This is a genomic window from Acinetobacter sp. Swhac1 (assembly GCF_013390985.1).
GTDB lineage: Bacteria > Pseudomonadota > Gammaproteobacteria > Pseudomonadales > Moraxellaceae > Acinetobacter > Acinetobacter towneri.
On the sequence record NZ_JACASN010000022.1, the window covers coordinates 16,446 to 32,207 of the forward strand.

At 42.4% G+C, this 15,762-nt stretch carries 15 protein-coding genes; 10 read left to right on the forward strand and 5 right to left on the reverse strand.

Annotation, left to right across the window (positions count from 1 at the left end; all coding sequences use genetic code 11):
- Positions 1–49: 49 nt before the first annotated feature.
- From HX743_RS11355 to HX743_RS11380, 6 genes are all read left to right on the forward strand, one after another.
- Positions 50–982 (forward strand): DUF5660 family protein, encoded by a 933-nt coding sequence (locus HX743_RS11355; protein ID WP_178319261.1) that lies wholly within the window; start codon positions 50–52, stop codon positions 980–982.
- Between the two features lie 185 nt (positions 983–1,167).
- Positions 1,168–1,545, forward strand: coding sequence for a ribonuclease E inhibitor RraB (locus HX743_RS11360; RefSeq protein WP_004972392.1), 378 nt, complete (start codon positions 1,168–1,170; stop codon positions 1,543–1,545).
- Between the two features lie 115 nt (positions 1,546–1,660).
- Positions 1,661–2,026 carry a DUF488 domain-containing protein gene (locus HX743_RS11365; protein ID WP_131260718.1) on the forward strand — a complete coding sequence of 122 codons (366 nt, stop codon included), beginning with the start codon at positions 1,661–1,663 and terminating at the stop codon, positions 2,024–2,026.
- A 93-nt stretch (positions 2,027–2,119) separates the two neighbouring features.
- The gene (locus HX743_RS11370) at positions 2,120–2,461 is read left to right on the forward strand and encodes a zinc ribbon domain-containing protein YjdM (protein ID WP_004972388.1); all 342 of its coding nucleotides are present in this window, start codon (positions 2,120–2,122) and stop codon (positions 2,459–2,461) included.
- 240 nt (positions 2,462–2,701) lie between these two features.
- Positions 2,702–3,043: a YegP family protein gene (locus tag HX743_RS11375; protein ID WP_004972386.1), complete on the forward strand. Its 342-nt coding sequence runs from the start codon at positions 2,702–2,704 to the stop codon at positions 3,041–3,043.
- 146 nt (positions 3,044–3,189) lie between these two features.
- Positions 3,190–4,257 carry a DUF1176 domain-containing protein gene (locus HX743_RS11380; protein ID WP_178319262.1) on the forward strand — a complete coding sequence of 356 codons (1,068 nt, stop codon included), beginning with the start codon at positions 3,190–3,192 and terminating at the stop codon, positions 4,255–4,257.
- 61 nt (positions 4,258–4,318) lie between these two features.
- Here the strand turns inward: HX743_RS11380 and HX743_RS11385 are convergent, their stop codons facing one another.
- The 3 genes from HX743_RS11385 to HX743_RS11395 form a co-directional block, all read right to left on the reverse strand.
- A complete protein-coding gene (locus HX743_RS11385) occupies positions 4,319–5,254 on the reverse strand; it encodes a tRNA-dihydrouridine synthase (RefSeq protein ID WP_178319263.1) in 936 nt (311 codons plus the stop codon).
- A 255-nt stretch (positions 5,255–5,509) separates the two neighbouring features.
- On the reverse strand, positions 5,510–6,367 hold the full coding sequence (locus HX743_RS11390) for an urea transporter (RefSeq protein WP_178319264.1): 858 nt from the start codon (positions 6,365–6,367) through the stop codon (positions 5,510–5,512).
- A gap of 164 nt (positions 6,368–6,531) precedes the next feature.
- Entirely contained in the window at positions 6,532–7,341 is an 810-nt protein-coding gene (locus tag HX743_RS11395; protein WP_178319265.1) for an inner membrane protein YpjD, read from the reverse strand.
- Positions 7,342–7,480: 139 nt separating this feature from the next.
- Between HX743_RS11395 and ffh the strand changes: the two genes are divergently transcribed.
- Positions 7,481–8,890, forward strand: coding sequence for a signal recognition particle protein (gene ffh, locus HX743_RS11400; protein WP_096902093.1), 1,410 nt, complete (start codon positions 7,481–7,483; stop codon positions 8,888–8,890).
- A gap of 139 nt (positions 8,891–9,029) precedes the next feature.
- Here the strand turns inward: ffh and HX743_RS11405 are convergent, their stop codons facing one another.
- Together HX743_RS11405 and HX743_RS11410 are read right to left on the reverse strand one after the other, a co-directional pair.
- A complete protein-coding gene (locus HX743_RS11405; RefSeq protein ID WP_178319266.1) occupies positions 9,030–9,770 on the reverse strand; it encodes a type III pantothenate kinase in 741 nt (246 codons plus the stop codon).
- Positions 9,767–10,534 carry a biotin--[acetyl-CoA-carboxylase] ligase gene (locus tag HX743_RS11410; RefSeq protein WP_178319267.1) on the reverse strand — a complete coding sequence of 256 codons (768 nt, stop codon included), beginning with the start codon at positions 10,532–10,534 and terminating at the stop codon, positions 9,767–9,769. The genes HX743_RS11405 and HX743_RS11410 overlap by 4 nt, the downstream gene beginning before the upstream one ends.
- A gap of 28 nt (positions 10,535–10,562) precedes the next feature.
- Between HX743_RS11410 and HX743_RS11415 the strand changes: the two genes are divergently transcribed.
- From HX743_RS11415 to smc, 3 genes are all read left to right on the forward strand, one after another.
- On the forward strand, positions 10,563–11,372 hold the full coding sequence (locus tag HX743_RS11415) for a sulfite exporter TauE/SafE family protein (RefSeq protein WP_004972366.1): 810 nt from the start codon (positions 10,563–10,565) through the stop codon (positions 11,370–11,372).
- Between the two features lie 219 nt (positions 11,373–11,591).
- On the forward strand, positions 11,592–12,287 hold the full coding sequence (locus HX743_RS11420) for a GntR family transcriptional regulator (protein ID WP_178319268.1): 696 nt from the start codon (positions 11,592–11,594) through the stop codon (positions 12,285–12,287).
- 10 nt (positions 12,288–12,297) lie between these two features.
- Positions 12,298–15,762 (forward strand): chromosome segregation protein SMC, encoded by a 3,465-nt coding sequence (gene smc / locus HX743_RS11425; RefSeq protein ID WP_178319269.1) that lies wholly within the window; start codon positions 12,298–12,300, stop codon positions 15,760–15,762.

Genomic DNA, 15,762 nt, shown 5'->3' on the forward strand with positions numbered 1-15,762 from the left:
AAGATGGTTTTTCAAAATATGGCAGACCAATGCGGGTGGGAGAAGTTATATGCTGTATATATTGGGTGCAATCATTATTGTTTTGGTGGTGATTATTTTTTGGCAATCTCAGCGCCGCCGTGAGTTGTCTGCAAGCATTCAATCTTTACAAAGCAATTTAGACCGCACTCGCTCCAATTTGGCGTCCGATGAGTTAGAAAGTAATGAATTAGAGCATCAGCTCACCATGCTACGCATCGAAATAGGCAGTTTAAAAGGTCGTTTAGAAACCTTGCAGCACTATCAACATATTTTAGACGTTGAGCAATATGTATTAGAACGTCGTCAACAAGTAGAAATGTTTGTAGAAATGATTAAATCCGAAGCGGAAAATACGCGGGAGCAGTGCAAGCAACAAGTTGAAAAAGTCCGAGATTTTTTAGCCGAGTATGAGCAAAAAACCAAAGCCAAAACGCTTAAAACAGCACAAGATCAATTGGGTGCTTTTTATAACTTGGTTGAAGAACGTCAGCAACTCGAACAGATTATGACCGCGCTGTATCATAAAATTGAACATCATACGCCTGCTTTTCAGTTGCCTGCACAGCATCTATTGGATGATCTGATTGAAGGTTATGGCTATAGTGATGCAGCACAACACCTGCAGCAAGTACGACACAAGATTCAAGATACGGTTAAAAATCAAGAAGTTGCGCATTGTGCTTTTGTCGATGAGCAACGCCGTCTAGCGGCAGTGACTTTGCTGGCTCAAGCATTTAATAGTAAAGCAGATTTATATTTGGCGCAGCTGACTGAACATAATCTGGCTGAATCGCTTCAAGCTTTGCAGGATGATTTTACTTTGCTGAATCATTATGCGGCTGCATTTGGACACGTAAAAATTCTAGACTCTTACTTAACACTTCGACAAGAAGAATTAAAGTTTGCTGCTTTACTGTTGGCATTTAAACAGGAAAGCATCTTGTCAGATGCCACAAATTAAACTGGCTGCAAATGCTTAAAGCAATTGTAGTGTCATGTAAAAGCAAGCTTCTGGGTAATTCAGACTAAAGTCAGTGTAAAACGAGATGAAAATTGAGTCCTTCGGGCAAATTTGTGCTATGTTGAATTCACTATTTTGTCACTTGCCAAATATATATTGGCTAAAAAGATAACAAGGATATTCGCATGACACGTGACTATGAACAATTCCCTGATGATGATAATGGCAATGTACTTTGGCAAATGCATGAAGATGGGGATGACCTGACAGAGCCACATGAGATTGAGTACTCCATCGCTTTTACCACACAAGAACAAGCTGAAAAATGTGCTTTGTATTTGTTGGCCGAAGAACAAAAAATTTCATTATTCCAAGATGAAGAATCTGACGCAGTTGAATGGATCATTACCATTTATGTTTACATGGAACCAGAGTATTCAGACATTGTCGATTTAGAGCAATGGTTCAGCAAAATTGCTGAAGAACATGGCGGTGAATACGATGGCTGGGGCTGTATGGCTTACGTCTACGATGATGAAGACGAAGACGATTACGAAGATTAAATCGGGTATCTGAAAAGCATGTGTTGATCACATGCTTTTTTATTTGTGATACATAATCTGCTGCCTAAAACTTTGGCGCTGATGACGTCATCATAAAAGATGCAGAGGTGCAAATATGGATATTGCAATGAAACGCGCTTATCTTGAAGCGACTCAGGCAGATGGAACACGGGTGTTGGTTGATCGTTTATGGCCGCGTGGTGTGAGTAAAGAACGCGCTCGTATTGACTTATGGCCCAAAGAAATTACGCCTTCGACTGGGCTGCGTAAATGGTATCATCAAAACCCTGAACAACATTGGGATGAGTTTCAGCAGCGTTATATAGCTGAATTAGCAGAGCAAGAAGAGGCTTTACAGGCGTTGTGTGAACTGGCACAGCAGCAAAAAATCACTCTGGTCACAGCAGCTAAAGATGAGCAGCACAATCATGTAGTGGTATTAAAGTGCGTGATGCTGCAACGCTTAGCACAGTCCAATTAAAGAGTTTTATTTGATTATCCTTGTGCTTTATAAGGATTTTAAGTTTATGAAAATTCAGTAAAAAATGCTATAATATAGTTTTTGAGGTTTTTTATGTCTTTGCCAAATTGCCCAAAATGCCAATCAGAATACACTTACCAAGATGGCGACCTACTGATTTGTCCTGAATGCTCACATGAGTGGAAAGAAGGGGAACAGCTAGAAGAAACTGCTGCTGTGATTAAAGATGCAAACGGCAACGTGTTGGCAGATGGCGACACGGTGACTGTGATTAAAGACCTGAAGATTAAAGGTTCTTCGGCTGCTGTAAAAGTGGGAACGAAAGTGAAAAATATTCGCTTAATTCCAGATGCAGCAGATGGTCATGACATTGATTGTAAGATTGATGGCATGGGGGCTATGAAATTAAAATCTGAATATGTGAAAAAAGCTTAAGTTTAAGCAGATTTCAACAGCGCAGGCGACTTGAGTTGCCTGCGCTTTTTTATGGAGTTTATAAAAGTATTTTAGTATTCAAATTGAGCAACAATAACTTTAAGAGTGTACAAAATTAATACTGTTTTCTTGTGCCTAAGTCCTTTATATTTTAAGTGAAAAGAATAATTTTTAGGCAGTTTAAAGCCTAGCATCATTCAACAACACACTTCACCACTCATAAGAAAACTGGGGGCAAGTATGTCAGGATGGTTTGAGATTTCACAAGCAAGCAATGGTCAGTACCGCTTTGTACTTAAAGCTGGGAATGGCGAAATTATCTTAACCAGTGAACAGTATAAGGCGAAAGCATCGGCAAAAAATGGCATCGCTTCGGTACAAAAGAACAGTCAGGATGATGGGCGTTATGATCGACTGACATCTAAGAATGATAAGCCGTATTTTAATTTAAAAGCTGCCAACCATCAGATTATTGGTACGAGTCAGCTCTATACTTCTGAACAATCACGTGACAAAGGAATTGAGTCAGTGAAAACCAATGGCGCAAGCACCACGGTCAAGGATTTAACACAGGAATCGTAATTTTTTACATTAAATCTTGATGTTCAATTGCATTAGAAAAGCATGCTCTGGCGTGCTTTTTTATTGAGCTGAGTAGGCAAGGTGCTAAATTTAGCTTTGATTGAGCCGTTGAATTATAGATGACCATTTCAGGAGTTGCGAAGATTATGAATTTCAGATGCAATCTAAAAATATTGCTGGCGATCAGTGGTTTATTCGGTAGTGTTGGTATTTTTGCAGCACCGATCACTGCTGAAAAAACGATTGCTTCAAGCCAGTCGACTGCTTTGCAAGGACTGTATTTTCAGCATCAAGATTGGGAGTTGGCCTGTGATAATACAGGAACCTGCCGTGCCGCAGGCTACCAAAGCGATGATGATTTTGAACAACCGATCAGTATGTTATTGACCCGTCAAGCAGGTGCAAAGAGTGCTGTACAAGGGCAATTGCAAATTCAGGAGGATATTGCTCAAGCGACTTTATTTTTAAATGGACGTGCTTTGCAGCAATTAAACTTTCATGAAAGTATCGCCAATCTATCTACTGCCAGTGTGCAAAAGCTGTTGGCACAGGCGCGTCAGCATGTCGTGATCGAGTTGAAACATGGCCAACAACGCTGGAAATTGTCTGATGCAGGCATGAGTGCAGTGTTGCTAAAAATGGATGAATTTCAAAAACGTGTGGGCACAGATTCCGCAATATTGGCAAAAGGCAATCAGGCATCCACGCAGGTTTTGAAAGCGCAAGCGATGCCTAAAATTAACATTCTCATGCAGCCACAATACCGAACCGCCAAAGCACAGGTGCTTAGCGCGGCCAGTGCAGAAAAGTTATATCCAATTTTACAAAAAACCGTAGATCGTGAAGATTGTTATATGCTGTTTGAACCTGAACAAGCAGAACAGCAGATTCATACTTATCCCTTAAATCAAGATAGCGTGTTGGTTGAGGCAAGCTGTTGGCGAGGGGCTTATAATTGGGGTGTGGCTTATTGGGTCATGGATAAAAAATTGCAAAAGATACAGCAATTTGTAACCGATTCTGCTTCAGAATTTAGCAACGGACAGATTTTTTCCTATCAAAAAGGACGTGGAATTGGTGATTGTTTCAGTCAAACTGAATGGGCGTGGAATGGTCAGCAGTTTGTCAAAAGCTATCAGTTTGATGCAGGACAATGTAAAGGTTTTGCAGGTAGTGCATGGGAAATGCCAAGCTTTGTCAGCAAGGTTGAATAGATGATACTCACCAATAAAAGCTGAATTTTTAGATAAATTTTGAACTAGATGGATTCACTGTTTAAGTCGTGTGTGCGACTAATTTTTCAATGATTTCATCCAGTTTTTTCAGACGTTTGATTTCATCCCATAAAGTTTTGGCTTCGGGATAATGTTTCGACATCATGCCGAGCCATTGTTTATAACGTCCTAGCATTCCAATTTCTGTTTTGGCAGGGCCGTGAATAAAGCGAATTTGTAGTTGCAGCAAATCTTGCCAACTCAGCAAAGGCAGGTCTGAATTTTGACGAATACATTGGGTCAAATCTGGGGTGGTGACCGCACCACGACCAATCATCAAATCTTCACAGCCCGATTCTAACTGGCATTGTTTGGCATCGGCATTGTTCCAAATTTCACCATTGGCAATGACGTTAATCTTCAAGGCTTCACGTATAGGACGTAGCTGATCCCAAAATGCGGGAGGCGTATAGCCATCGGCTTTGGTACGTGCATGCACTGTAACCCATGCTGCGCCTGCATCTTCAATGGCGTGCGCATTTTCTAGCATGAAGTTCCGATCCATATAGCCTAGACGCATTTTGGCGGAAACTGGAATATGAGCAGGAACGGCATCGCGCACCGCTTTAACCAGTTCATATACCACTTCGGGTTCATCGAGTAAGACTGAACCGCCTCGATGCCGATTGACGGTTTTGGCAGGGCAGCCAAAGTTCATATCAATGGCAGGAGCGCCCATCGCCGCAGCTTTGGCTGCATTGGCCGCTAACATTTCAGGATTATTTCCTAAAAATTGCACATGTACAGGCGTGCCTGCAGCGGTTTTACCGTTGGTGAGTAGTTCTGGGCAATAAGTATGATAGATATGGTCTGGTAAAATACTATCTGTGACCCGAATAAACTCTGTCACACACCAGTCAAAACTGCCTACAGACGTGAGTACATCACGCATGATGGGGTCGGTTAAGCCTTCCATGGGTGCAAGAATGAGTTTCAATGTGTTAGACCTAAATAAGGAAAAAGCGGTTATACCCATTATTCAACCACTTGTCTAGCAAAAGCCGTTTGATGATGAAAACCCGATGCCATTGCTTATAAAGAGGCAAAAAATCATCTCATTAGGCCTCTTTCATAAGTCTTTTAAACCCCTCTTGCGGAGCATTGCTCCTCATCCCCCTTCTCAAGGGGGACTTAGGGGGTTATGAAAGAAGTCGATTAATTACAAGCTTGAGATAACTCATTTATACAAATATTATTCTACCTGCTCAGTTGCTTTTTGGCGGTTTTGAGAAAATTCAATTCCCCAGGCGACGCACCAGATGGCCAAAATAAACGGAAAAGTTAAGACCGGTAATGACAGGATAAACATGAGTTTGGTAAAGCCCACGGAGAGAAAAATAGCCAATAAACAAAGCCATTTGTGTGGGGTGAGTAATAAAACAGCAAGAGCCGCCAAGACCGCATTATAGCTATACATGCCTGCAGCAATTTCTGTATTTGGCCACTGCAATAAAAAAGCCACTAGCATGCCTAAAGTTGCAGCAATAACGGCCCATAGCGCATGTTTGGCATTGTTCACCAAAATTGCCACTATAAAAATAAGACCCGACCAACTATTGGCTTGCAACATTACTTGTCCAAAACTTTGTAAAACACCATCTAGAGTAAATATTCCTAAACTCACAGCAGCTAAGTCAATCATTTGCTGGGGGATAACGGCAAAGATGAGCCATAATGTGAACACAAAAGGGAAGGTATAAGGCTTGAGTTGATAGCTTTGCATCATATGCATGATCAACGTAGCAAAAATACTGCCGCACAGGAGTAAGCCAAATGTCAGTATAGAAACTGGATAGAAGTAACTGACACCAATCGCAACCAAGGCGCTGTTAAACCCATATAGTCCTGCTGAAATAGACGCAATTGGATATTTACACAGTTTTGCCCAAAGTGTGCCAATTGCTGCCCCCAAAATTGCGACGCACGCTAGACGAAGTGAATGGACGGCGATACCTAAAAGAAATAATAGTCCAGTTGCAGCATTTTCTTGCAACATGATTTGTCCTAAACCACGAAAGACAGTTTGAGTATAGGATTTGATAGTATTCATTATGTACTTCACTGTATTTTAAAACTTTTTATTAGATGTGTATTTTACATGGCACATAATAAGTACACTTTCAGCGCAAAAGAAATCTGAGCTTTGGTTTGTTTATGCAAGAGGTCTAAGGTTGTATTCATTTTTTAGCATACACACGCATCATTAAGCTGGCGTTATCGTCCCAAAATCATTTCCAACACAAATTTAGAACCAATAAAACCGAGCGCCAATAAAAAGAAACCAATAATGGTAAAGCGAATCGCTTTTTGTCCACGCCAGCCAAACTTATAACGTCCAAGTAACAATGCACCATAGACAAACCAAGAAATTATACTAAAGGCAGTCTTATGCGCTAAATGCTGTGCAAAGAAATGTTCTATCGTAAAGAAACCAAAGCCTAATGCGACTGTGAGTAAAGCAAAGCCTGCAATCAACATGTCAAATAGCAAAGATTCCATATCTTGCAAAGACGGCAGCAAATTTACCCAAACTCGACGCTTTTGTTTGTTTTTGAGTTCGCGGTTTTGAAACCACATTAACACGGCATGAATAGTCGCCATGAGCAATACGGCATAGGCAGATAGCGATAAAATAATATGAATATCTAAACCAATCGAGTTTTGGTTAATAAATAAATTATGCTGGCTGAATGAAAAGCCTGTAATTAAACCCACGGCGGCTACAGGAATACCAATCAAATTCAGCGCAATCACAGGGCGGTAAGTACTAAACAGCAAGCTCAATAACAACATTAAACCTGAAGTAAATGACATCAGGTTAAACACGTTATAATTGACACCCATCGGCGTCCACATATCGTTATACAACACGGCAGCATGCAGCAATAAGCCCAAACTGAGCAGAGAACGAATAAACCAGTGATTTGGCGCACGTTTAGACATTAAATGGGAAAATAAATACCAAAAAGAACTGGTATAAGCGATTAGTGCTAAAATCGTATAAACCAAGGGGAGACTGATCATGTCAAACCTTTTTCAGGATGATGAATATTCATTTATATAAATTCGATGCGAACTACAGTATCCTATAGCATCTTATGCATAAATTTTCTATTTTAAAGAAACATTTTTTTGCTAATGGCTATTTTAAGCGGAATTTGCAATGTTTGATACCTTAACAGAACGACTCACGCAGAGTTTAAGAAATGTTACTGGCTCAGGGCAGCTAACCGAAGACAATATTAAAGATACGTTACGTGAAGTACGTATGGCACTTCTTGAAGCCGATGTGGCGTTACCTGTAACTCGTGAATTCATCGCGAAAGTTAAGGAAGAGGCATTGGGTCAGGAAGTGATGACTCAGTTATCTCCTGGTCAGGCGTTCGTCAAAATTGTCTATGACGAACTTACAAAAATGATGGGCGAGGCCAATGAAAGCCTTGACCTTGCTGCCAAGCCACCGGTTGTGGTGTTATTGGCAGGTTTGCAGGGTGCGGGTAAAACCACCACTGCAGCAAAATTGGCACGTTTCTTACAAGAACGTCAAAAGAAAAAAGTGGCGATGGTGTCTGCCGACGTTTACCGTCCTGCGGCAATTAAACAGCTACAAACGGTTGCAGGCGAAGTTGGCGCAATTTTCTTTGACTCAAATGCCAATGAAAACCCTGTCGATATTGCCAACCGTGCCATCGAACAGGCAAAAATTCAGTTTGCTGATGTGTTAATTGTCGATACTGCAGGTCGTTTGCACGTCGATGATGACATGATGGATGAAATCAAGGCATTACATTCAGCGATTAAACCGACTGAAACCTTGTTCGTGGTCGATGCCATGACGGGTCAGGATGCGGCAAATACAGCCAAAGCCTTTAATGATGCCTTGCCATTAACAGGTGTAATCCTTACTAAAACTGATGGTGATGCGCGCGGTGGTGCAGCACTTTCAGTTCGTGCGATTACGGGTAAACCAATTAAATTCTTGGGGATGGGTGAAAAACTCGATGCCCTAGAGCCATTCCACCCAGAACGTGTTGCACAACGTATTTTGGGCATGGGTGACGTGCTGTCTTTGGTCGAAGAAGTTGAACGTAAAATCGACAAAGAAAAAGCCGAAAAAATGGCGAAAAAACTGCAAAAAGGCGGCAGCTTCAACTTTGAAGATATGCTGATGCAGTTTGAACAAATGAATAAAATGGGCGGCATGATGGGCTTCTTAGACAAGTTGCCTGGCATGAGCAACTCAGGTATTCAAGATGCAATTGCGCAAGCCAATCCTGAAAAGCAAGTGAAAAAGATGGAAGCGATTATCCAGTCGATGACCATCAAAGAGCGTCGTAACCCAGACCTGATGAATCCAAGCCGTAAAAAACGTATTGCTGCGGGTTGTGGTATGGATGTGTCAGAAGTGAATAAGTTGATCAAGCAACATGCACAAATGGCAAAAATGATGAAAAAATTTGCCAATCCATCGGGCATGGCAAAAATGATGCGTTCACTGGGCGGTTTACAAAAGCAATTCAGTGGCGGCGGTATGGGGCCATTGTTTGGTGGCAACGACCCAACTAAGAAATAATTGTTTTTAAAGCATCTTAGAATCTAAGTGTTAAAAAAGCAGGCGCATAAAAATGAGCCTGCTTTTTTTTGTTTTTTTATTTGCAGATGACAGCTACACCGAAAGACTGATCAGCGTAGATGGACGCAATGTTTGGTTTTTAGTGCACTCCATGCGTTGCATACTGAATATAACGCTGCAAACCTTTGAGCAATAAATCTTGCTCGACTTGCGGTTGATATTGCTGCAAGAATTTGGCAAACAGCGGTGCATCGCCACCCGTTAAAATCAGTTTACGTGGTGACTGTCGAATTACATGCTCAATGGTGCTGAGCAAGCCGAGTAAAATACCATGATGAACAGCATCAATGGTGCTGCGTCCTGGGGTGAGTTCATCAAATGCAGCATCGGGAATTTTAATGCCTTTGGTGTTTTGAATCAGTGCATCACGTTGCAAATATAAGTTCGGTAAAATATAGCCGCCTAAATGCGTCAGTCCATCCGCCAAATCAATAGTCAGCGCCGTACCACAACTAATGACACAATAATTTTCTTGTGGGTCATTTGCCACGGCAAGCACTTGCAGCCAGCGATCTATCCCCAGTTGTTGAATATCATATTCACAATGCAAACCTGCATAATCTGCATGCACTGTGGCATAAATCACAGGCACATTCAGGGTTTTTAAAATCAAGTGAATGCGTTGATTATTCTTCTGATCTTGTACCGATGACACGCCTACTTTATGCACATTCAGACTTTTAAAGTGTTGAATCAAACCCAGCAACAAATCGGCAGGAGATTGCAAATGCAATTCTGCTTCATGTTCGATGATGCGGTCTTGTTCTGTGACCCAATATTTCAGGCGGGTGTTACCAATATCTAGCCATAAATTTTTCATGAAGATGACTCGGCATGATCGATAGGGCGTAAACGTCCCTGATAAAAAACTTCAAGCCCTTGTGCCGTTTCAATTTGCACTGCGCCATCATCCTGAATGCCTAAAAAAGTACCCTGACAAGTACCTTTAAAATGTTCAAATTCAACTTGTTGTTGCATAAATGCGGCATGATGATTGAAGCGAGATGCCAAATTATAGCAATCGTGATTAAACCAGTCGCAGGCTTGTTGAATGGCAAGATAAAGCTCTGCGATCAGGCGCACACGATCAATAGATACCAAACCCAGTTCGGTTAAAGATGTGGTTTTTTGATCAATAACTGCTGAGCTGACAGGTGCAAGATTAAGCCCAACCCCAACAATGACTTGCTGTGCAGAAATTGGCTCAATTAAGATGCCGCCCCATTTGCCTTGCGGGCTGTATAAGTCATTTGGCCATTTTACTTGTAGATTCAGCGCCTGTAGACTCGGCATTTGCAAGATATTTAACGCAATTTCTAAAGCCAAACACCCATTTACAGGTGTTCGTAAATTTAGCAATGTGCTTAAATAGATGTTCCCTTCGGGTGATACCCATTGCCGTTGACGTTGTCCTCGACCATGCGTTTGTCTGGTACTGCATACCAAGACACTCTGCACACCTTTTTGTGCAATTTCCCGTACATCATCATTGGTGGAAGTGGTAATCGGCTTCAGGATGAGTACTTCTGGAAGCTGTCCTGCTTCTGTGAGTTGTTGTTGCAGTTGTCGGGTTTCTACATCCATACGAATTTACAAATAGTGGAATATATTTATGGAGTTAATCATATATTTATTGATTGGTGCAATTGCTGGATTTGCAGCAGGGCTGTTTGGCGTGGGCGGCGGCTTAATTATTGTGCCAATTTTATATATTGTGTTCACTCAACTCAATTATGACCCATCGGTGTTAATGCACATGGCGGTGGGGACATCATTGGCAACCATTATTGTAACTTCGATCAGCTCAGTTACGGCACACCATAAAAAAGGTGCGGTGATGTGGCCTGTATTTCGTAATCTTGCGCCTGGTTTAATTGTGGGTGCATTTGTTGGTGCAGGTATTGCCGATTTCCTTTCGGGGCAAGGCTTACAATTATTAATTGGCGGTTTTGCACTGTGGGTGGCTTTTAAGATGTTTAGAGGCGCAAATATTGCGGTTGATCCTTCACATCATTTGCCTTCAACTGCAAAGCAAGTCATGGCGGGCGGTGGGATTGGCATTGCCTCTGCAATTTTTGGGATTGGCGGTGGCAGTTTAACAGTGCCGTACTTAAACCGTTACGGCGTGGTCATGCAAAAAGCGGTAGCAACCTCAGCCGCTTGTGGTTTGCCAATTGCGGTGGCGGGCGCATTAGGCTTTATGTGGTTTGGTAAGCAAGCCGAAGTTGCAGTACCCAATACCATTGGTTATATCCACATTTATGCATTTATAGGCATTAGTGTGATGAGCTTTATTACTGCCAAAGTTGGTGCGAAAGTGGCACATTTGTTATCGCCAGCGATGTTGAAAAAATGTTTTGCCTGCTTGCTGACCACCGTTGGCTGTTATTTTGTATATCAGGGTATGCGAGTATTTTTCTAAGTTGAGTCGCTATTTTCTTTGTTTTAAGCCATGTAAAATTGGCTCTAGCGCCATGAAATTGTCGGACAATGTCATGGCGTTGTGATCTGTTTCGCAGTAAAAAGAAAGATGCTTGTATCGGAGCTATGCTTGCAGTCGAAGGATGATCCTGAGATGTCTTAAATGAGAGTAGCTCCGAATTTTCATCACTGCATCTTATAAAAACAAGATAGGAACAGTATGCAACAACAAGAATCAGAAAGTTTATCGGAACAAATTGCCCGACACATCGCAGAACAGATTATTAGCGGTGATTTGGTTGAAGGTGAGCGTATTCAGGAATTGCGTATTGCCAAAGAATTGGACGTCAGTCGTGGTTCGGTGCGTGAAGCGTTGTTGTTATTGGAACGTACCCATCTCATTGAAATTTTTCCGCGGCGCGGCGCGATTGTGTCGGAAATGTCGGCCCAGCAGGTGCGTGCCCTGTTTGATACCTGCAGCCTGCTGCTGGGGCAGATTGTACAGCGCATTGCAGAAACCTGGCGCCATCATGAAATTGAACAGCTGCAAAAGCTGATGGAGCAGATTGAGGCCGAATACCGGCAGGGCCATACCGAAAAATTTTATGATCTAATTTTTCAATATCTGGCGCAGCAGCCTGATATGGTGGGAAATTTATACTTAATGAAGTTCTATCAAGAGTTATTGCCATCGTTAAGACGCAGTTACTTTTTGACCTTAAATACTTCGCGTCGGGAGTTACAGGAATCTTTTGAATTATTTAAACTGGTGAGTGATGCAATTTTAAGCAGAAAATCACAACAAGCCACTTTATTTATGGAAGATTTTTGCCGACACTTGCGCAACTTGGTGTTGGAATCTCTGACCCGTATGAAACAGATCGAGCTTGCATGGGCAAGACGTTCACGCCGTTAATTGGGACATTATGCGTTTAAGCAGTTTAAAACTTTCTGGCTTCAAATCTTTTGCCGACAGTACGACCTTACATTTTAAAGCCAACCGTACCGCTGTGGTGGGGCCGAATGGTTGTGGTAAATCCAATGTGATTGACGCCATTCGTTGGGTGATGGGCGAATCTAGTGCGCGCCAGTTGCGTGGCGGCAGTATGCAGGATGTAATTTTCACAGGAACTGCCAAACGCAAACCTGTAGGTGTAGCCAGTGTTGAACTGCGTTTTGACAATACCTATGGCAAATTGGGCGGTGCTTATAACGCCTATAATGAACTGTCGGTACGTCGGCAGGTCAACCGTGATGGTAAGTCTGAATATTTTTTAAATGGAACCAAGTGTCGTCGTCGTGACATCACCGATATTTTTCTGGGTACAGGTTTAGGCCCGCGTTCTTATGCAATTATTGAACAGGGCATGATTAATCGTTTGGTTGATGCTAAACCTGAAGAAATGCGGGTGTTTATTGAAGAAGCGGCAGGCGTGTCACGTTATCAGGCGCGTCGTCGTGAAACCATGCTGCATTTGGATCACACCACGCAGAACTTGGCGCGTTTGGAAGATATTGCTTCAGAACTAAAATCGCAATTAAAAACCTTAAAACGTCAGTCAGAAACAGCAATTCAATACAAAGCGCTTGAGAGCGAAATTCGCACCATTAAAGTCGAAGTGTTGTCTTTTCAGTGTGAACAAAGTGTACGTTTACAGCAAGAATATACCCTGAGTATGAATGAGTTAGGGGAAAGTTTTAAATTGGTGCGCTCTGAGCTGACCACTTTGGAACATGACTTAACTGCGACCAGTGAGTTGTTTCAGCGTTTGATTCAGCAATCGACACCGCTACAGCAAGAATGGCAACAGGCAGAAAAGAAACTGGCTGAACTGAAAATGACTTTGGAACAAAAACAAAGTTTGTTTCAGCAAAATACCGCGACTTTATCGCAGCTTGAACAACAAAAAGCACAAACCAAAGAGCGTTTGCAGTTGATTGAATTGCAGCTAGAGAGTTTGGTCGATCAGCAAGAAAACCAACAGGAAAATCTACAGCAGCAAGATCATTTGGCGCAGCAGCAGAGCCAGCAATTTCAGGATTTAAAAGCACAGCAACAAACCCAAGCTGCACAATATGCGCAAGTCAAAGCGCAAGTAGAACAGCAACAACAAAAGCATGTGCACATGCAGGCGCAAAGTGAGCAGTTAGCCAAAAATATCAGCCGTATTGAACAGCAAAAACAAACCCTGACACAGCAGTTTGCACAAATTCAGCCGCAAGATCAGCAAGAGGGAATGCAACAACTGCAAGACGAAAAGACCCGCTTGCAGGCTGAAATGCTAACACTAGAACAGAATATTCAAGACAGCACTCAGCAACTCGCCACGTTGCAGACCAACTATAATGAGCACAAAGCACAGTGTGCGACCTTAAAATCTGAGATTCAGATTTTGCAGTCAGAACAGAAAAACCTCAATCAATTGCTCATTAAGCAAAGTCCAAAAGCCCAAACCGATGTGGTGCAGTTGATGCAAGTATTACAACTTGCAGATGTGGCGAAACCACATGCCAATTTAATTGAAAAGTTCTTGGCTAAATGGTTATCTGCGCAGGTGGTAGAAGCAGATATTGAATTTCAGGACAGCCGCGCACGTCAGCTAAAAATTCATTTGGCTGTAGATTCAAAAACATCAAAAATACAGCTTTCGGAGTGTGAGTCGCTCAGTGACTGGATTGCTTCACCGCAAAGTAGCTTGTGGCAAAGTGTCGCAATTACAGAAAGTTTATCGCAGGCTTTGGCATTGCAAGTGCAATTACAAGCAGGGCAGTCTATCCTTAGTTTAGATGGTTATCATGTGGGAGCAGACTGGGTAATCGGGCTGTTTTATGATGAAGCGGCACAGGCAGGGCAAGGGGCATTAAGCCATCGGATTCGCTTGGATGAAATTGAACAGGCGTTGGCGTTGCAACTGCCACAATATGAGCAAGCAGAACAGCAACTGCCTGAATTGCAGCAACAGGTAAAACAGTTACAGCAGCAATTGCAGCAACAACAGCAACAGTTCAAACAGCAGCAGCAAGCCCTGCAAACGCTAGATGTGCAAATGGCGAAAGCCGAAAGTGCGGCACAGGCTTTTGAGGTACAGCAACAGCAATTACAGCATCAATTGGCACAATTAGATGAGCAGCTTGAAGAAGATGCCATGCAAAAAGATGATCTGGAAATTGATTTGCATGCTTTGGCTTTTAAACTTGAGCAAGCCTTACCGCAGTATAAAACCTTGCAATTTCAGGTCGAGCAGCTGAATGAGCAGCTGGATAGTTCACAGCAACAGTTTCAGCAGCAACAACAAGAAGTGGAGCTGTTACGCCGTCAAGCGGTACAAACTCAGCAGCAAATTGAACTGTTAGAAAAAGATGCCACTTTTTTAAAAGCACAATATCAACAAATTGTGGCGCAAATGGAACAAGCCAAAAAGTTTGTCGATCCTGTTCAGTTGGAATTGCCTGCCTTAGAAACTCAGTTTTCAGAGCAGCAGCAACAGACTGAAAAGCTGCAAAAAACTTGGCAGGAATGGCAAGTGGAGTTGAACAGTGTGCAGTCCAAACAGCAGCAACTGACCGAGCAACGGCAGCAGCAACAGCAGCAAGATGAACAATTACGTGCCAAACTCGAAGAAAAGCGCTTGGCATGGCAATCGGCAAAGTCGGACTATCAGCATTATTCTGAACAGTTAAATGATTTAAACAGCGAGATCATCACAGGTTTGCAGATTGATGTCGCTGCGCATCAACAAAAACTGGCGAAAGCACAGCAGCAGTTTGATAAATTGGGTGCGGTCAATTTGGCGGCTTCGGAAGAATATGAAGAAGTATCTGCCCGTTTTGCAGAATTAAGCCATCAAATTGAAGACTTGGAAAATACTGTTTCCCAGTTGCAGGCGGCAATGAAAAGTATTGATCAGGAAACTCGTAAACTGTTTATGAACACTTTTGATCAGGTGAATACCGAATTGCAGGAGCTGTTTCCTAAAGTCTTTAATGGCGGTGAAGCGAGTCTGAGCTTGGAAGATGACTGGCAATCTGGGGTAAAATTGATGGCGCGCCCACCGGGTAAGCGCAACAGTTCTTTGGCCTTACTTTCAGGGGGTGAAAAAGCACTGACAGCTTTGGCTTTGGTTTTTGCAATCTTCCGTTTAAACCCAGCGCCATTTTGCGTACTCGATGAAGTTGATGCACCGTTAGATGATGCTAACGTGGGGCGCTTTTGTAATTTAGTAAAAGAACTTTCTGAACAAGTGCAATTCATTTACATTACACATAATAAACTTGCTATGACGATGGCAACCGACCTCTTAGGTGTTACCATGCCTGAACCGGGAACCTCAAAATTAGTAACCGTAAATTTAGAAGAAGCCGCAGAATACGGCCTAGTCGCGGAGGCATAA